This is a genomic window from Bacillus sp. FSL R5-0397 (assembly GCF_038593395.1).
GTDB classification, from domain to species: Bacteria; Bacillota; Bacilli; order Bacillales; family Bacillaceae; genus Bacillus; species Bacillus altitudinis.
The window spans coordinates 2803344-2822163 of the sequence record NZ_CP151992.1 but is presented as its reverse complement, the minus strand read 5'-3'; the positions used below and the strand labels follow the sequence as shown (position 1 = coordinate 2822163).

The following is an 18820-nucleotide window of genomic DNA, read 5'->3' as shown; positions in this document are numbered from 1 at the left end:
ATCTACTCCTTCAGCACAGCTTGAATATATTTTTCTGGTGTTGAAAGCATTTCCGCAGCTTGATTGATATAAGGTGCAATGAATTCTGTGCCTAATCCAATCGCAAGCGATAAGATAACAAGCAGTACCCCAGGATACACCATTCCTCTAATGGATGGCTTTCTTCTTCGCATATCCTGATCCTCTCCCCAAAACGCGAGCATGAAAATCCTCATAACAGAATAAAGGACAAGAAGACTGGACAGTAAAACAAGGATAGAGAACGTCATGTACCCAGCAGAAAACCCACCTTCAACAATTTTCAGCTTGCCAACAAATCCACTTAGCGGAGGAATACCCGCAAGTGATAAAGCCGATATGAAGAACATCCAGCCGAGTAGAGGCTGGGATTGAATCAACCCACCCATTTTTTTCAGATGATTGGTTCCAGCATACACAAACAGTGCCCCTGCGAGCATAAATAGAGCTCCTTTGATCACCATATCGTGAATGAGGTAATAAATGGCGCCTTGAAGTGATGCCGGTGTATTGGCCGCAATCCCAAACAAAATGACACCAACAGCTGTGACAATGTTATAAATCACAATTTTTTGCACATCAGAATAGGCGATAGAGCCAATGACACCGAATATAACCGTTAGAGCGGCTAGCCAAGCCATAAGTGTATGTGTAAAACCTGTATCATGTATAAAGATGAGCGTAAAGACCCTGGCAATCGCATATAGCCCGACCTTTGTCAGCAGTGCGCCAAACAAAGCTGAAATCGCTGCCGGCGGTGCATGATAAGACCCTGGCAACCAGAAATAAAGCGGGAAGACCCCAGCTTTTAAGCCAAATACAATCAGGAACAGAATGGCAATCACGGTGATTAACCCTGTTTGCCCAGATTCAGCTATTTTCACACTTAAATCAGCCATGTTCAGTGTGCCTGTGACTGCATATAAACACGCTACGCCAACAATAAATAATGCCGATGAGATAATATTAAACACAATGTATTTCAGTGATTCACGAAGCTGAGGCTTTGAACCACCCAGAACAATGAGCATATAAGACGCCATCAGCAACAATTCAAAGAAGACAAACAGGTTGAAAATATCTCCCGTTAAAAAGGCACCACTGACGCCAGCTAACAAGAATTGGACACCAGAATAATAGAACAGCCGCTCTCTTTCTTTCCCAATCGTTTGAAAGGAAAAAAGAACTGTGACAAGTCCAACAATGGAAGCGGTCAGCACAAGAAGTGCAGCAAACTGATCGGCCACAAGGGCAATGCCAAACGGTGCTTTCCAGCCACCCAAATAAAGGGTTTGTATGCCGTTTGTGAAAATCGTTTGGACCAAATAGACATTACAGATAATGGCTAAAAGAGATGCAAATACACTAAAGCCTCTCGACAGCATGGTGTTTTTATTCATAAAAATCAATAATGTAGCAGCTAGTAATGGTATTAATATAGGCAGGATCACGAGATTATTCATGCTGATCATTTCCTCTCATTTGATCCATGTCATCTGTTCTCAGCTCTTGGAAGGCACGGAAGGCCATCACGAGCAAAAAGGATGTTACACCAAAAGCAATGACAATAGCTGTTAAAATTAATGCTTGTGGCAATGGATCTACATAGGATGTGAGCCCCTCTTTCAAAATAGGAGGTGCTCCCTTTTTTAAGCCGCCCATTGTTAATAGAAGCAAATGGACGCCGTGACTTAAAACGGCAGTACCGACGATGACCCGCAGAAGGCTTTTTGAAAGCATTAAATAGGTCGCTGCCATAAAAATGATTCCGACGATAATAGACATTAGAAATTCCATTATTCCTTCTCTCCAATCGTTTGAATAATGGTCATGGTGACACCAACAACAACTAAATACACACCGATATCAAACAGGACCGCTGTCGCCAGTTCTGTTTTCCCTAGAAACGGCAGTTGGAAATAATCAAATGCATGGGATAGGAAAGGTGCTCCGAACAGAAAAGATCCCATGCCTGTTAGGATGGCAACGAGCAAACCGACACCAGCCACATAAATAAAGTCAAATGGTAAAATGCGTCTGACTGTTTTAAGGTCATAGGCTAAAAGCAGAAGGACGACAGCACCAGCACTCATCAAACCGCCAATGAATCCTCCGCCAGGATTGTTATGTCCTGCAAGAAATAGGTGAAGTGAGAAAAGCAAGATGATGAATGCTGTAATTTTAGTAGTGACTTGTAAGAGCATATCATTCGTATCAATCTTTCTCATCGCCGTACGCCTCTCTTCCGTTTTCCTTGTGCTTTTACCTTCAATAATCCATAAATACCGAGTGCCGCAATGGCCAGCACTGTAATCTCAAAGAGTGTATCAAAGCCCCTGAAATCGACAAGAATGACATTGACAATATTGTCTCCGCCAGCCAGTTTGTAGCTGTTTTCAATGAAGTACGTTGAAATCGTGTCAAGAGACTGCTGGCTTGTTGAAGCAAAAGCAAGACAGGTGACAACAACTCCAACACCTAATGAGATCATCAAATTTGTTAATTTAAATCTTCGTGTTTTTTGCTTCAGACTCAGCTTTGGCAAATGATAGAAGCAAAGTAAAAACAGCGCGACAGAAATGGTTTCAATAATGAGCTGTGTCAGCGCAAGGTCAGGTGCTCTGAAAATCACGAAGAATAGTGACAGCGTGTAGCCCATAACACCTAGCGCAATAATAGCTGTTAAGCGTGAACGAGCAAATACAGTCGTGACTGTCGCTGCGACCATCACAAGTGAAAGGATGGCTTCGTACGTGCCGATTGATGCAGCGTGCTCAGTTTGAAATGAGAAGGCTTGCTTGTAGAACATCACGCTGCCCAGCACGATAATCATAAAACCAAATACATAGACAAGATAGTCACGAAGGAATCCTGTCATATAGCTGTTTGTTAGGCGGTATGACCCTTTTTCTACACCTATAAGTGAACGATCATACAAAGCGTTAAATGACCATTTTTCTTTAAATATGTTGTACATTGGGCGCCATTTTGACAGCGTTAAATAGCCAATGGTACCGAGCGCAACTACACCAATTGTCATGTAAAGCTCTGGCTGGAATCCATGCCACGCTTCAATTTTTACGGCAAAGCGGCTTCCTGTTTGAATGGCTTCTGGAATGATCGCTTGAATGGCAGGTTCAATGACAGAATAGGCAAGAATATTAGGGAAAAAGAAAAACGTGACCACAAGTGCAGCTAAAATAATTGGCGGGATCAGCATACCAATCGGTGCTTCATGCGGTTTTTTCTCCAATTGATCGACATTCAGACGGCCTCTAAATGTTTTGAAGACGATCATCATACTGTAGATGAACGTAAACACACTAGCGAGCCAAGCGATAGCAGGGAAGACAGCCCCCCATGTTGAAACATCCGTAAAGCTGATGTCAGAAATCCGAATCATACTTGTGAAAAATAGCTCTTTACTTAAAAATCCATTAAAAGGCGGGAGTCCAGCCATCGAGAATGTACCAATTAACGTAATTGTAAAGGTAATTGGCATGATGGTCATTAATCCACCTAATTTGCGAATATCACGTGTACCTGTTTCGTGATCGATAATCCCTGCTGCCATAAAGAGACTTCCTTTAAAAGTCGCGTGGTTAATGAGATGAAAAATAGCAGCAAGAACGGCTGCGCCAAAAAAGGCAGGGTTGTTTTCATGAATGGCAGCTGCGCCTACTCCTAGCATGAGCATAATCATACCGAGTTGACTCACTGTCGAGAAGGCCAGAATGGCTTTCAAATCATTTTGCCGAACGGCGTGGAAAGATCCCCAGAATAGTGTGATAAGTCCGACAATCGAAATGGTCCAAAACCACACCTCTGATATAGCAAAAATCGGACTAAAGCGGGCAACCAGATAAATACCGGCTTTGACCATAGTAGCAGAATGCAGATAACTGCTTACAGGGGTTGGTGCTTCCATAGCATCAGGCAGCCAAATATAAAATGGGAACTGCGCTGATTTCGTGAAGGCCCCTAGTAAAATGAGAACCATCGCAGGGATGAAATAAGGTGATGCCATAATGAGCTGAAGCTGATTGACTGCTTCGCGAATACTGAATGAATCAGTGATCAGGTAAATGAGGATGAAGCCGCCAAGCATAGCTAATCCGCCAAACACAGTAATAAGCAGTGATTTGGTTGCTCCGTAACGAGAACGCTCACGCTTATACCAATACCCAATTAAGAGGAAGGAAGAGATACTTGTTAGCTCCCAGAACAAATAAAGTACGACCATGTTATCAGAGAGGACAACACCGAGCATAGCGGTCATAAACATTAATAAATACGTATAGAAAGAGCCAAGCTGTTCTTTTTCCTTTGATAAGTAGAAAATACTGTACAGTACCACAAGTGCACCAATACCTGTGATGAGTAAAGCAAATAACAGGCTGAGACCATCTACATATACAGTGAAATTCATCCCTAGAGAGGGAATCCATTCAGCTTGTGAGAACAACGTTCGTCCATTCGAGGTGATCTGGAGCAATTGGATGAAATAGGTAAATAAAAGAATAGGCAAGATGAGAACAAACCATCCTGTATGTATACGCCTTACGTATTTAAAGAGAAAAGGGACGACAAAGGCAAGTAAAAAAGGTGATAGGATGGCGAAGTGAATAAGCTGCAAGAAAATGAACCTCCTTTGATCAATATAAATTCACGTTCTAAAGAACTGGTAATTAAAATTATAGCGTAAATACAGACATAGTGCATTGGTTTGAACTGATTTACGACAAATTGAATTTATTTTGAGTTCTTTTGACCACAAAAAATATTTTATCAAAAATGAAACTCGTTGTATATTGTTTTGTATTTCGTACATGCTTTTCTTAAAGGAGCTGATCAAATGAAACGAAAGATCGCCATCAGCTTAAGCATATTCTGCACGATTTTAGGAGGAGCATTCTTGATTGAACGAAATGATCAAAAAAGGTGGCAGGCCGGGAGTGAATGGCCGCTATTTTCTGAACAACTCCTCCATATGACCTATCCGCAGGCGAAACAGTATCCTTTTCAGCCTCGGGAGTATATACGAATTGTATTAGCTGATGAATGAGGATGTATGGGAGAAAAGAAATATAAAAAAAGCATGTCCCTTACGAAAAGGACATGCTCAGCGTGTAGACAAACCCTCGCATTCTTTGTCAGTCCTGCGCTCCGGTGCTCACGAATGTCAGATTCGCTCTGCTCCGGTGCTCGTTCTTCCTAGACTGCAAAGGTTTTCTATCACGCTGAAAAGAAGACAAAGGGCTAAAATAAAGTACATTTTAGCCCTTTGTCAATTATCTGAGCATGTCCCTTATGAAAAGGACATGCTTTTTGTTTCTTTTTTAAGTAAACATTCTAAGTAAGATTGTTGCGCAAATAACGGTTGCTGCTCCGCCAAGACGTGTAGAGACTTGAGCGAAAGGCATAAGGCCCATTCTTCCAGAAGCTGAAAGAATCGCAACATCACCAGTACCGCCTAATCCACTGTGACAGCCAGTCACAATGGCAGATTCAACTGGATACATGTTCATGAATTTACCAACAAAGTAACCAGAACCAACCATGCCTAGAACAACAGCAATACATACACATACGAAAGGAATCGAAATGACAGTAGCCACATCATCAAGTGGAATGTATAGAATTCCTAAACCAACCATTAGAGGCCATGTAAAGCTTTTCGATACAAACTTGTAGAACTGCTGTGAGCCGTTTTGCAAATGCTGAGGCATCACGTTTAAGTATTTGATTAATGCAGCAAGAACAATCATTAAGATTGGACCTGGAATATGAACAAAACTTTCTAATAAGCCGCCAAAGATAAAGGTTGTACAAGCAACAAGTACACCTGCACCCATTAAGCTGAAGTCAACTTTAGTATCCATGTCAGGCTGTTCAAAGATTTCATTTGCTTCTTTTGATTTAACAAGTCGTCCATTCCCGTTTAGTTCAGGACGTTTTTCACCAAGCTTTTTCATTGCGCCAGCACAAATGATGGCAATGACGTTCCCAATGACAGCAGCCGGAATCAATTGAGAAATTAATGACTCTGCTGATACACCAAGAATTTGTGAATAAGCAATTGATAATGGCAATATCCCTTCACCGACACCACCGGCAATAATCGGTACAATGATAAAGAAGAACGAATGATGCGGTGTGTAACCAACTAGAAGACCCACTAGAATTCCAGCAGCTACAGCTGTAATTGTACCTGCAACAAGAGGAACAAACATACGAATAAGGCCTTGTACTAAAACAGTTCGTTGCATCCCAAGAATACTACCTACTACAAGAGCAGATATATAGAAGTATAGGAAGTTCGACGTTTTCATCAGAGACGTAACCGCTTCCAACGAGTTTGGATTCAGAACATGAAAAAAGACCAGGAACGATGGTACGAATAAAGAAAGAATCGCCGGTCCACCAATATCTTTTAAGATTGGAATACGTTGTCCTACATCTCCTAGGAAAATCCCCAAAATCATAATAACAGCGAAACCACCAAGCATATTTGCTGGAATTTTATTAAAATAAGCGGCAGTTAAAATAATCGCTGCAAGTACTATATACACAGGTAGATCAATAACACCAATTTTCCAAGAAAGAATTTTTCGGAAAACGCTTTTATTATTGTCAGAATCGTTTGTAATCGATTTCAATTGTTGTGTATTAGCCACATAAACACCCCCAAATGCTATTTGTCTCAATTGTAGAAGATTCTGTGACACTCATCTATTTATTAAACTAAATTAAGTGTAATAAAAGTAAAATAAACGGGGGTTTTGTCGTTTTTATCATACAAAAATCCCCTGAAGATAGTTTGTCCTTCAGGGGATTGATCATACATGGTATTTATTTATCGTTTTCCTTTTAAATAAGGGGTACCAAGTGCTTTTGGTGCGTCTGCTCGTCCAATGAAGCCAGTAAGAGCTAGGATCGTCAGCACATATGGTGCAATGAGCATGTACACGTTCGGGATATCTTGAAACAGCGGAAGCAGAGAGCCAATGATGCTTAAGCTTTGTGCAAATCCAAAGAATAAAGCAGCGCCCATAGCGCCAAATGGGTGCCATTTCCCGAAAACAAGGGCGGCTAGTGCAATGAAGCCTTGTCCTGTAATGGTGGCGTGTGAGAAGTCAAGAGCGATGGTCGATGCATACACAGCACCGCCAAGACCGCCAAATAGACCACTAATGAAGACGCCGATATAGCGCATCCGGTATACCTTGATTCCCATTGTATCAGCTGCCATTGGATGCTCTCCGACTGCACGAAGTCGTAAGCCAAACGGCATTTTAAATAAAACAAACCAAGCGACAACCGCAAGAACTAATGCGAGAATGGACGTATAATACACATCTTTAAAGAAAATATCACCAATGATTGGAATGTCACTTAAAAGGGGAATATCTCCTTTATAGAAAGGTTCTGTAATTTTATCCGTTTGTGCTTTTCCATAAATCAGTTTGACAACAAACAGCGTAGCACCAAGGGCAAGCATGTTAATCGCAACACCACTGACCGTTTGATCTGCTCTGAACGTAATAGTGGCAACAGCGTGAATGAGTGAGAACACGCCGCCAATGGCCATACCAACAAGAAGACCGAGCCACGGGGTCAAGGCACCAAACGTATCAGCAAACATTAAGTTAAAGATAATACTAGAAAATGCTCCGACGACCATCAAACCTTCAAGACCAATATTGACGACACCTGATCTTTCTGAAAAGACGCCTCCAAGAGCGGTTAAAATAAGTGGTGCAGCATATACAAGTGTAGCCGGGACGATGATTTCAAGAATTTGCAGAAATCCCACTTATTTTCCCCCCTTTTTCTTCAATTGTTGAATAACAAGACGGATGATATAGCTTGAGGCAACGAAAAGAATAATGATCGCAATCACAATATCAACGACCTCAGTCGGTACGCCAGATTCAAGCGGCATGTTTAAAGCACCGACTTTCAATCCACCAAGCAATAATGCCGCTAAGACGACACCAATAGCTGTATTTCCGCCTAATAAGGCAACAGCGATTCCATCAAAACCAACGCCAGTGAATGATCCTTTAATCGAAGCATATTCAAATGTTCCGAGTCCTTCCATCGCACCTGCAAGACCTGCAAAGGCACCAGAAATGAGCATCGCATAAATGATGTTGCGTCGAACGTTCATTCCAGCATAATGAGAGGCCTGCTGGTTCATCCCAACTGCGCGTAATTCAAACCCTTTAGAGGTTTTCTGGATAATAACCCACATGACAACAGCCGCAATAATGGCAACAAAAATCCCATTATGCATTCTTGAGAAATCAGTGATCTGCTCAAAAAAACCAGATCGAAGGGAAGCTGTTGCATCAATTTTTTCTGTTTTATCTTTATTGTTTGTTAAGACATTTGAAATCAAATAATTTGTGACATGAAGGGCAATGTAGTTCATCATGATGGTGACAATGACTTCATGTACGTAAAAACGAGCTTTTAAAAATCCGGGAATAAAGCCCCATAATGCACCAGCAACTGCTGCTGTGATCAGTGCAAGAGGCAGATGAATATACATAGGTGCATGGACAGTTGTGCCGATCCATACAGCAGCTACCCAGCCAATCAGCATTTGACCTTCTACCCCGATATTAAAGAGGCCTGTCCGAAATGCAAAGGCAACAGCAAGTCCTGATAAAATATAAGGCGTGACTTGTCGGATGGTTTCTCCCATATAATAGGTTTCACCGAAGACGCCATTCCAAAGGGCGCTATAACCTTCGATGACACTATAACCGCTTGCCAGCATAATGATGGCCCCAACGAAAAGACCAAGTACAATGGCTATAAGCGGAATCAGCAGATTTGTTAAGCGATTAGACATTTGCTTCTTTCCCCACTTCCTGTTGCGTACTTCCAGCCATTAACAGACCAAGTTCTTGCTCTGTTGTTTCTTTTGGATCAACAATGGCAATAATGCTGCCTTCGAAAATAACAGCAATCTTATCACTGACATTGATAATTTCATCAAGCTCAAAGGAGATGAGCAGAACAGCTTTGCCTGAATCCCTTTGTTCAATCAGACGTTTATGAACAAACTCAATGGCTCCGACATCAAGTCCACGTGTCGGCTGTGCGGCAATTAATAAATCAGGATTTCGGTCCACTTCACGGCCAATAATGGCTTTTTGCTGGTTACCGCCTGAGAGCGCACGTGCTTCTGTATATTCACTAGGCGTCCGTACGTCGTATTCAGCAATGATTTGTTTTGCTTTTTGATAAATATTTTTCATATTCATCAAGCCAAACTTCGAATATGGACGCTGATAATACGTTTGTAAGGAAATATTTTCTCCAATTGAAAAATCAAGGACAAGTCCGTGCTTATGACGGTCTTGAGGAATGTGTCCGATACCAGATTCTGTGACCTTACGAGGCGGGAGATTTTGAATGGCTTTCCCGTTTAGCATGATCGTGCCAGATTCGGATTTTTTCAGACCTGTAATGGCTTCAATTAATTCAGATTGACCATTTCCATCTACACCCGCAATTCCGACAATCTCACCAGCTTTCACTGATAAATTGAGTTGTTTCACAGCTTCAATTCCTCGCGCATCTTTGACAGTGAGATCTTGAATTTGCAAGACTTCTTCAGCAGGGGAGGCTGCTTTTTTGTCTGTTTTAAATGAGACTTCGCGGCCGACCATTAAGCTGGCAAGCTCGTCTTTGTTTGTGTGTTCCACATCAAGTGTACGAATACCTTGCCCTTTTCGGATAATGGTCACGCGATGACAGGCATCCATAATTTCTTTTAGCTTGTGGGTAATTAAAATAATGGATTTGCCTTCATTGATTAAGTTTTTCATAATTTGTATGAGTTCTTTTATTTCTTGAGGTGTTAAGACGGCTGTTGGTTCGTCGAAGATCAAGATGTCAGCGCCGCGGTATAGTGTTTTTAAGATTTCTGCTCGCTGCTGCATACCGACTGAGATGTCAGATACTTTAGCGGCAGGGTCTATTTTCAGTCCATAACGGTCAGAAAGTTCCTGCACTTGCTGAATGGCTTGTTCTTTGTCAATCTTTCCAAATTTCTTTGGCTCTTTTCCTAAAATGATGTTTTCAGCCACAGTAAATGTATCAACTAGCATAAAATGCTGATGGACCATTCCAATGCCTAAATCACTTGCATCATTTGGACTTGAGATTGTAACCGGTTTTCCGTGTACCTTGATTTCACCTTTTTCAGGCTGATACAGTCCGAAAAGCACGTTCATAAGCGTTGATTTTCCAGCGCCGTTTTCACCAAGCAGCGCATGAATTTCGCCCTTTTTTAGCTGTAGCGTAATGTTATCATTTGCTACAATGCCAGGGAATTCTTTGCGTATATTCAACATTTCAATGACATAATCCACAGGTTTAACCGCTCCTTTTTTAGGGTGCTGATGAAGATAAAAACTAGCAAAAGAAAAGCTGCAAAACAAGGCTGCAGCTTTTCTTTTACCACCTTTTACGAATAAAGAGGAGGTAAAGGAGAGGCAAGGGGATAAGACGCGCTTATCCCGATGCACAAATTAAGCTTTAAAATCTTTTAGTTCATCACGTGTTGCAGGGATTTTCACTTCACCCTTGATGATTTTTTGTTTCCATTCTTCGACTTTCTTCAATACATCTTTATCAAGATTCTCTTGAGATGGAGAGATGTCAACGCCGCCTTCTTTCAGACCGTACGTGATGACTTCGCCACCAGGGAATTTACCTTCTTTTGCTTTTGTTGTTAAGTCTTGTACCGCTGTGTCTACTTTCTTAATCATAGAAGTAAGAGTGACACTTTGTTTTGTTCCAGGTACTTTACCTTCGTCATACTGGTCTTTATCAACACCAATGACCCACACTTTGCGGTCAGGATCAGCTTTTTTCAGGTTTTTCGCTTCTGTGAAGACACCAGTTCCAGTTCCGCCTGCTGCGTGGTAAATGACGTCAACGCCAGATTTGTACATACTTTCAGCTGTTGCTTTACCGATGTCTGCTTTATCGAATGCACCAGCATATTTCACTTCAACTTTTGCTTTTGGATTAGCTGCTTCAACGCCTGCACGGAAACCAACTTCGAATTTTCTGATTAATTCAGAATCAACGCCGCCAACAAAACCAATTTTGTTTGATTTTGTAGAAAGAGCCGCTGCAACACCTACAAGGAATGAACCTTCATTTTCGTTAAATGTAATGCTTGCTACGTTGTCTTTTTTTACAACTGCATCAACGATGGCAAAGTGGTTTTTCTTACGTTGATCAGCAATTTCAGTAATAGAATCTTGCATTAAGAAACCAATTCCGTAAATCAAATCAAATTTCTCACGAGCAAGTGTGTTTAAGTTTGTTGTATAGTCAGCGTCTGATTTAGATTGTAAGTAATCAAAGCCGTTTTTACCTTTTGTTAAATTGTTGTCTTTCCCAAAAGCTTGTAAACCTTCCCAAGCAGATTGGTTAAACGATTTGTCATCGACACCACCGACATCAGTTACCATTGCAACAGTGAATTGATCTTTATCTTTTTTGTTTTCACCGCTGTTTGAGCCAGAGTTGCCGCATGCTCCAAGGATGGTTCCTGCTGCTACGACTAAGGACAATGCAAGTCCAATTTTGCGCTTCTTCAAAACATAACCCCCTATAAAATTTAAAAGTTTCAGAAAAGTCTCGCGAAAAAAGACCGACTCTTGCCTTCTCCTATCCTTGTGAAAAGGGTATTTTATCCTGCATTCTTTTAAAATTGATGGAAACAGGAGAGAAGATGTAAGACATCAGACTTATATCTCGTTGAACTAATCAATCATAATTTATCATTTCCCATCGAATAAATAAATAGAAATTTGTTTTATTTTTAAAAAAATGTTAAAAGGCTAAATTCGATGTCTTTTTATGTGCTGAAATATGATATAATGCCGCTTTTATGATGTGCTCTACTACAGTGGAACCACTGATATCAAGGGGTTTGTGACATCGTATGCCATAAAAAAACATCTGGCCTTTGTGAAAGGTCAGATGTGTCAAATTAAAGATATTGCTGAATCAAATTCATGTTGCTTGTATTCAGTTTATATTGGAAAACAGGGCGGCCGATTGTCCCGTATGCCATCTCCACATCAACCACTTCGATATCCTCAAGAAATTTCAAGTATTTTCTAATTGAAACTTGGGAGATTTCAGTATGATTGGCTAGGTCTTCGGTCGTGAAAGCCTGCTGACCGAATGATTGAATGCTTGTCCAGATGAGTTTGAGTGTGCTCTTCGTCAGGCCTTTTGGCAGCAGGACTTTTTCCGCCTCTGCTTTTTTATGAAAAAGCTTCGCGTCTAAATCATTTTGAGAGATGCTATTCATCGTTTGGTATAGGGCATGTTTTCTTTTATATTCTGTCAGTGCTGATTGGAAGCGTTCAAACTCAAAAGGTTTGATTAAATAGTCGACAGCTCCGTTTCGCATCGTTTGCTGTACGACATCCACTTCATTTGCAGCTGAAATGACGATGACGTCAACGGAATGATTTTTCTCACGAATTTCTGATAATAGGGCGAGCCCATTTTGTCCAGGCATATAAATATCAAGCAATACAAGGTGAATGATTTCTGATTTTAAGATGTCTAGTGCCTTCTGAAATGAGGTGGCAATCCCTTTTAATTCAAATCCTTCTATTTGGGTCAAGTAGCGTTTATTCAGCTCCCCGACCATTGGGTCATCTTCTACGATCAACACATTAATCATGTGAATCCTCCTTTTGTTTATATGGAATACGGAGACTAAAGGTCGTTCCTTCTCCTTTTTCGCTTGTGACGATCATATGTCCGTTCAGTTTTTTGATGCTTTGGTCAACAAAATAAAGGCCAAATCCTCTGTCTTCTCCTTTTGTTGAAAAGCCTTGATCAAACATAATGTCCTGTTCTTCTTTTGTCAGACCGACCCCTGTGTCTGTAATTTCAATATGAAGCTGCTCTTGGACATATCTGAATGAGATGGAGATATTTTTGTTCTCTGTATGGGAAACGGCATCGAGTGCGTTATTTAACAGATTACCGATGACCGTAATAAGGTCATGTGTGACGGCTGGGTCCTCCGAGTTTGGTACCTGTGTACTGCAATTGACTTCTAAAGATGCGCCTTGTTCTCTGATGTAGCTTTGTTTTCCTAGTAAAAACCCGGCTAAGACTGAGTTTTTCACATGGTTGATGATTTCATTTGTTTCTGTCTGCTGATAAATCGCAATATCTTTAATATAGGTGCCAAGGTCATCATAGTTCTTTAGCTGGACCAATCCTAAAATGACATGAAGCTTGTTCATAAATTCGTGTGACTGGGCACGAAGTGCATTGGCATACATCTTCACCCCGCTCAGCTGCTCAGCCAGGTGTTTGACTTCTGTTTTGTCACGGAAGGTTGCGATCGCTCCGACAATTTCCCCTTTTACCGTAATCGGCACCTCATTAAAGACCAGCTCCAGTCCGTTCATTCTGACATCACGATCAAGCAGCGGTTTCCGTGTTTCGATTACTTGCTTTAAGCCGCTTGAAGGAAGAAGGGCCTGTACATCTTGTTCTCTAGGGTCAACCATAATGCCCATATTATGAAAAAGACGTTTAGCTTCTGCATTTGCCAGCTTGATTTTACCGTGCTGATCGACGGCAAGAATGCCTTCTTTTGTTGATTCTAGCATAGCGCTTCGTTCTTTTAATAATGTGGCAATTTCATCTGGCTCTAGTCCAAACATAATCTTCTTTACTTTACGTGCCACAATGAGTGCACCGATAATGCCAGATAAAAGGCTTAGCGATGTGACAAAGTAGAGCGGGAGCAGGCTTTGATGAATAATTAAATCAATTTCCTTTAATGTAATACCAACTGCCACAGCCCCGAGCTGCTTGCCATCTTGGTTATAAACAGGAACAAAGGCACGCATGGACTTGCCAAGTGTTCCAGATGCGGTACTAATATGTTCTTTACCCTGTAATGCCGGTTTTTCATCACCGCCAGCAAACCGCTTCCCAATCTTTTGTGGATTCGGATGTGTTTTGCGGATACCGTTCATATCCATGACGACAACGAATTCGGTTTTGGTAATACGCTGAACACTTGTTGTATATTTTCGCAGTGCTGTATATGATTGATCTTTTTCCAATGATTTTGCTGTGATCGGAGCCTCTGCCACCATTTTGGCAGTGGAGAGGGCGATATCACGTTCCTGCTGATGAATATTTTTGGCTGTTTCTGACCAGATCGTAAAGAATGTGATACAGAGGGAGATCAGGACAACAATACAGACAAAGATCGTCAGCCGTGTTTGCAGTCTTAAAGTTTTTTTCACGAGTATACCCCTAACGCGCAATTTTTTCGTAATAGTAATACTTTAACGGGAAAATGTAAGTTTGTGAAGGAATGTACGTGCAAAATCACAAATTTGATTTAGATTCCAGTTTACTTGGAAAGCATCTTGTCAATCCGTTTTAAGTGAGCCATAATAAAAATGAGCTTATGAGAAAGGATCTATTTATGAAAAATACATATTTGACTGGATATTTTCCGCTGATTTCAATTTTGCTATTCAGCTCTGCCTTTTCTATTTTTACAGTAGGTATCACGACTGACTTCTTGACCCAAGCAGGGATTTTAAAAGGAATGCTGGAATTTTTCTCTGAACAGGGCATTCGTCTTGCTTTATTTGCCGCATTTGCACTTGTTTATTTTATGATTTTATCTGCTTTAAAACTCATTGCAGATACGGTGTTAGAGTTGGCACTGCTCTTTTTTGCAAAGGACCCTGAAGGGGAGAACTTAAAGAAAATTCGGATTGCATCGGTTGTCTATTTGTTTGCCAGCTTACTTGCATTTCTATTGACGCAGCAGCTCATTTTGCTTGTTGGGCTTTTTGTTTTAGCAAGTCTCGTCTATTTTATCTGGGTTGTGGTACGCATTTATCAATCACTTTCCATGCTGAATTTAATTGGGTTTATGATGTTTAATCTGCTGTTTTGGGCCACGTTTTTGATCGGCATTTTGTACTTATTTATTAAGCTTTATAACAGTGTGATGGCGAGTCTGCCAGCTTAATCAGACGAAAGAAAGCATCCTCCGATGATGGAGGATGCTTTTTTTATGGAAGAAACCGCTTCTGAATATCAGGTGTAGGCATCATACAGGATGTTTTTTGACCAAACCATTTGTAGCGATTCTTTGCAATGAGCTGATAAAACCAGTCACGAATTGGACGAGGGATCGCGAGGAGTAAATAGCTCCATCTGTATATCCCTTTTAAATGCCGCGCGGCTTTTAAGATGCCTGTTGACTTCATATAAAGGGTCCCATTTTCAATATAAATGAATGAATTGAACTCATCTAAAGGCAAGCCGTTTTCTTTTAAAATACGCTGCCCTGTATCTGATTGTAAAGAAGCAAACATCATCCGCTCATTCGGGTCGCGCTTGATGATAAACTGAACAGCACCACTGCACACGTTGCAGACACCGTCAAATAAAATGAAGTGAGAGGGTTGTGTTGAATGCATCGCAATCAAACCTCCTGTTTATCTAGCGTATTGCATAGTTTGTTTCCAAATACGTAAGTGCGGACTTGAACTATAAATAGATTCAACGGTTCCTCTATCTCTTCCTACCCATACACCCATTGTGTATTGATCTGTCAGGCCAACAAACCAAATGTCTTTGTAGTCATTGGATGTGCCTGTTTTTCCCCCAATGTAAGGAGAATTGAAATTCGCCTTTTTCCCTGTTCCACTTTTCACAACAGAGGCAAGCAGCTTGCGCATTGTTTCATTTGTACGCTGAGAATAGATTTGCTTCGGCGACTCTTTCCACTTGTAAAGGGTTTTGCCGTTTAAGTCTGTGACCTTTGTAATGGAGTGATTTCGCGTATAGGCACCTTGATTGCCAAACACGGTATATGCATCGGTTATTTCTAGCGGCGAGAAGCCTTTTGTAAATCCTCCAAGTGCAGAAGGGAGGCGGTAATCATCTGCGACAATATGTTCGAATGAAAACTTTTCTAAATAGCTGAAGCCTTTTTTGACACCGACTGTATCAAGCATACGAATCGCTGGTGTATTGTAAGAGTTCTTAAAGGCTGTTTCAAGTGTTACAGTTCCATACGTCTTATGATTATAGTTTTGCGGGCAGTATCCGCTACTGCAAAACTTGCCGGCACTGATTTTGCTTGATGCCGTGGCACCGGTTTGATCAATATAAGGGCCATAATCTAACAGCGGCTTAATGGCGGAACCTGGTTGTCTTTGCGCTTGATAGGCGTAGTTGAAATCAAACTTTTTATAATTCTTCCCGCCAGCAAGTGCGACGATTTGATGGGTTTGGTGGTTAATGACTGCTGAACCGCCTTCCACACCTTGATAAGGCAATTGTGCATTGAGCTGATAGACCGCTCTTTGCTGTAAGGAAGGGTCTAGTGCTGTATAAATCTTCACACCATCTTGAAGCAATGCACTAACCTTTTCTGATAATTCTTTTTGAATCGCCTTTTTTGCGCCAGTTGTTTTGGCTTTTTTCAATCGTTTTGTAAAGCCTTCCTGATCAGACACCAGATCGGTAAATTCTTCATTGGCGTATGTCACATAGTCAGGGTAAAGGTTTTTCTTTTCACTTAAGGACAAGCTGATTTTTTCTTTCACTGCTTTTTTGTATTGCTTCTTAGTAATGACACCATCTTTTTCTAAAATACCAAGCAGCCGTTCCTGGCGTTTCTTTGTATGTTTGAATTGTTTCAATGGGTCATACAGCGTAGGGTTGTTAGGAATCGCAGAAATAAATGCCATCTGTGCAAGCGTCAAAGAACTAAGCGGCTTATCAAAATAGTAATTAGCCGCAGAACCGACACCGTAAACCCCGTTACTGAAATAAATCGTATTTAAATAGCTTTCGAGAATTTCCTCTTTTGTAAATTTTCGCTCGAGCTCATAGGAATAGAGCAGTTCTGTAAACTTTCGGCTGAATGAACGTTCATGACTTAAATATAAATTACGGGATAACTGTTGTGTGATGGTGCTAGCGCCTTGGCTAATGCCATGGTTTTTCACATTTGCGGCAAGGGCACGAATCACGCCCATAAAGTCAATGCCTTTATGGTCATAAAAGTTGCGGTCCTCTGATCGGAGGAACAGCTCCTTGACGGAATCAGGAATTTTATCGTACTTCACGAAAACACGGTTCTCATCGTTTGATACGATCTCAGAGATAAGAGAACCATCTCGATCATACATATAACTGTTTTGGGAAAAGTCTACCTTTTCCAGCTTGATTTTTTGATCAAGCACTTCGTTAACAGGTTTTACACTTGCGGCTTCTTCCTTTGATAGATAAAAAGTCAGAACAAATAATGGAATGAGGGCAACAAGTAATAACCATCCAATGATTGCACGAAACATGAGGTCACTCACTTTCTTCGGATTTCTAGCCATATCGTACCATTCTTTTGCGATTACGAGAAGGTTATTTTTAGAAAAGAATAGACGTGAAGTCTAGTAAACAAGGCATTTAGACAGAAGAAAAGAGTAGCTGATGATGGATCAGACACTCCTCTCTTTTGACTTTGATTGTGAGCGGACCACCCATAAAAATAATGCCCCGAAAAGGAAAATGCCGGCGGTAACATAAAAGACAGCTGGAATTCCGTAATGACTCGCCACAATACCGCCTATGACGGGTCCGACGACATTTCCAAGAAAGCGGAAGCTGACATTGTAACCAAGCACTTCCCCTTGCATAGAGGCAGGCGCTTTGATGCGAATATAGGCCGTCGTACAAGGAATGATGCCGCCTAGTGCCATCCCGTATAAGAAACGGAAGATGACTAACATCCCGTAGGAATCTGCCATCGCTTGCGGGATGAATAAAATGGAGGAGAGGATGAGAAGGGCAAGCAGCACTTTATCGTGACCAATACGATCTCCAAGATCTCCCCATTTCCGTGTAAACAGCAAATTGCCAAGCCCGGTTGCAGAAAACGCCAGACCTGCATAAAAGGCAAGATTGACTGGGCCGTGTAAATCATGAATGTACAAGGCTAAAAGCGGCTGAATACTAAAGTTCCCGACTTGCGTAATAAATGTGAGAAGCATGGTGACGACAAGTAAAGGCTGTTTGAAAATATGGACAAGGACGTCCTTCCGTGAGTAAGAAACCCGTTTTGCTTCTTTTGAACGGATCGGCTGTTCTTTCACACCGAAGATAATGACAATCGCTGACACATATATGACAGCAGCTGTTAAGAAAAATGTATAAATGAATCCGACACTGTCTGCCATAAATCCACCCATTAATGGACCGAATAACCCTCCGGCGACATTACTCATCTGCATTGTACCAAGGGTCTTACCGGCTGTTGCCTTTTCGGTCTGTGCAGAAATCAGTGCCATCGAAGTCGAAATAAAGCCTGTCACAAGCCCCATGAAAAGCCGTAACGCAAATAGTTGATAAACGGTTTGAACAAGCCCCATTAATAAAATGCTTGTTGCAATCCCAATGCCGTTAATGAGCAAAATCTTTTTATAGCCATGCCGGTCACCAATCCGTCCCCAAATTGGAGAAATGAGAAAGGCTGTTAAAAACGTAACCCCAAAGACATAGCCGCTCCATCTTTGAACAAATTCATTCGAATAACTGCTATCAAGAGACTCTATGTAAAGTGATAAAAAAGGGACGATCATTGTAATGCTGGCAGATACAAAAAAGTTCACAAACCACATGATGTACAAGTTTTTCTTCCTGTTTGTGATAAAGACCACCTTCTTTATTTATTTCGTGTTCCTTAATA

General features: G+C 41.2%; 16 protein-coding genes. 2 read left to right on the top strand and 14 right to left on the bottom strand.

Annotation, left to right across the window (positions count from 1 at the left end; all coding sequences use genetic code 11):
* Positions 1-2 precede the first annotated feature (2 nt).
* The 4 genes from NSQ70_RS14550 to NSQ70_RS14535 are packed head-to-tail and all read right to left on the bottom strand — an operon-like array spanning position 3 to position 4654.
* Entirely contained in the window at positions 3-1481 is a 1479-nt protein-coding gene (locus NSQ70_RS14550) for a Na+/H+ antiporter subunit D (protein ID WP_079920595.1), read from the bottom strand.
* Entirely contained in the window at positions 1474-1815 is a 342-nt protein-coding gene (locus NSQ70_RS14545; protein ID WP_003213576.1) for a Na(+)/H(+) antiporter subunit C, read from the bottom strand. The genes NSQ70_RS14550 and NSQ70_RS14545 overlap by 8 nt, the downstream gene beginning before the upstream one ends.
* Complete coding sequence (locus tag NSQ70_RS14540; RefSeq protein WP_008345843.1) at positions 1815-2246, bottom strand: Na(+)/H(+) antiporter subunit B; 432 nt, start codon at positions 2244-2246, stop codon at positions 1815-1817. Before NSQ70_RS14540 ends, NSQ70_RS14545 begins: the two co-directional genes overlap by 1 nt.
* On the bottom strand, positions 2243-4654 hold the full coding sequence (locus tag NSQ70_RS14535) for a Na+/H+ antiporter subunit A (RefSeq protein ID WP_342502228.1): 2412 nt from the start codon (positions 4652-4654) through the stop codon (positions 2243-2245). The genes NSQ70_RS14540 and NSQ70_RS14535 overlap by 4 nt, the downstream gene beginning before the upstream one ends.
* Positions 4655-4873: 219 nt before the next feature.
* Here NSQ70_RS14535 and NSQ70_RS14530 point away from each other — a divergent pair, with 219 nt between their 5' ends.
* Entirely contained in the window at positions 4874-5083 is a 210-nt protein-coding gene (locus NSQ70_RS14530; protein WP_019744044.1) for a hypothetical protein, read from the top strand.
* 274 nt (positions 5084-5357) lie between these two features.
* Here the strand turns inward: NSQ70_RS14530 and NSQ70_RS14525 are convergent, their stop codons facing one another.
* The 7 genes from NSQ70_RS14525 to malK form a co-directional block, all read right to left on the bottom strand.
* Complete coding sequence (locus NSQ70_RS14525) at positions 5358-6695, bottom strand: 2-hydroxycarboxylate transporter family protein (RefSeq protein ID WP_017367956.1); 1338 nt, start codon at positions 6693-6695, stop codon at positions 5358-5360.
* Positions 6696-6874: 179 nt separating this feature from the next.
* Positions 6875-7834 carry an ABC transporter permease gene (locus NSQ70_RS14520; protein ID WP_008345835.1) on the bottom strand — a complete coding sequence of 320 codons (960 nt, stop codon included), beginning with the start codon at positions 7832-7834 and terminating at the stop codon, positions 6875-6877.
* On the bottom strand, positions 7835-8881 hold the full coding sequence (locus tag NSQ70_RS14515; protein ID WP_024719726.1) for an ABC transporter permease: 1047 nt from the start codon (positions 8879-8881) through the stop codon (positions 7835-7837).
* The gene (locus tag NSQ70_RS14510; protein WP_024719725.1) at positions 8874-10409 is read right to left on the bottom strand and encodes an ABC transporter ATP-binding protein; all 1536 of its coding nucleotides are present in this window, start codon (positions 10407-10409) and stop codon (positions 8874-8876) included. The genes NSQ70_RS14515 and NSQ70_RS14510 overlap by 8 nt, the downstream gene beginning before the upstream one ends.
* 159 nt (positions 10410-10568) lie before the next feature.
* Positions 10569-11651: a BMP family protein gene (locus tag NSQ70_RS14505; protein ID WP_035701194.1), complete on the bottom strand. Its 1083-nt coding sequence runs from the start codon at positions 11649-11651 to the stop codon at positions 10569-10571.
* A 395-nt stretch (positions 11652-12046) separates the two neighbouring features.
* Positions 12047-12754, bottom strand: a complete 708-nt coding sequence (locus NSQ70_RS14500; protein WP_327872258.1) for a response regulator — start codon at positions 12752-12754, stop codon at positions 12047-12049.
* Positions 12747-14348 (bottom strand): malate sensor histidine kinase MalK, encoded by a 1602-nt coding sequence (gene malK / locus NSQ70_RS14495; RefSeq protein ID WP_058336863.1) that lies wholly within the window; start codon positions 14346-14348, stop codon positions 12747-12749. The genes NSQ70_RS14500 and malK overlap by 8 nt, the downstream gene beginning before the upstream one ends.
* 185 nt (positions 14349-14533) lie before the next feature.
* Here malK and NSQ70_RS14490 point away from each other — a divergent pair, with 185 nt between their 5' ends.
* On the top strand, positions 14534-15091 hold the full coding sequence (locus NSQ70_RS14490; RefSeq protein WP_017367952.1) for a YufK family protein: 558 nt from the start codon (positions 14534-14536) through the stop codon (positions 15089-15091).
* A gap of 43 nt (positions 15092-15134) precedes the next feature.
* On the opposite strand, the gene NSQ70_RS14485 is transcribed toward NSQ70_RS14490, so the two are convergent.
* The 3 genes from NSQ70_RS14485 to NSQ70_RS14475 all read right to left on the bottom strand — a co-directional run bounded on the left by NSQ70_RS14485 (position 15135) and on the right by NSQ70_RS14475 (position 18752).
* Entirely contained in the window at positions 15135-15545 is a 411-nt protein-coding gene (locus NSQ70_RS14485) for a thiol-disulfide oxidoreductase DCC family protein (RefSeq protein ID WP_017358953.1), read from the bottom strand.
* An 18-nt stretch (positions 15546-15563) separates the two neighbouring features.
* A complete protein-coding gene (locus NSQ70_RS14480) occupies positions 15564-17465 on the bottom strand; it encodes a transglycosylase domain-containing protein (RefSeq protein ID WP_249855610.1) in 1902 nt (633 codons plus the stop codon).
* Between the two features lie 108 nt (positions 17466-17573).
* Positions 17574-18752 carry an MFS transporter gene (locus tag NSQ70_RS14475; RefSeq protein ID WP_327872280.1) on the bottom strand — a complete coding sequence of 393 codons (1179 nt, stop codon included), beginning with the start codon at positions 18750-18752 and terminating at the stop codon, positions 17574-17576.
* Positions 18753-18820 lie beyond the last annotated feature (68 nt).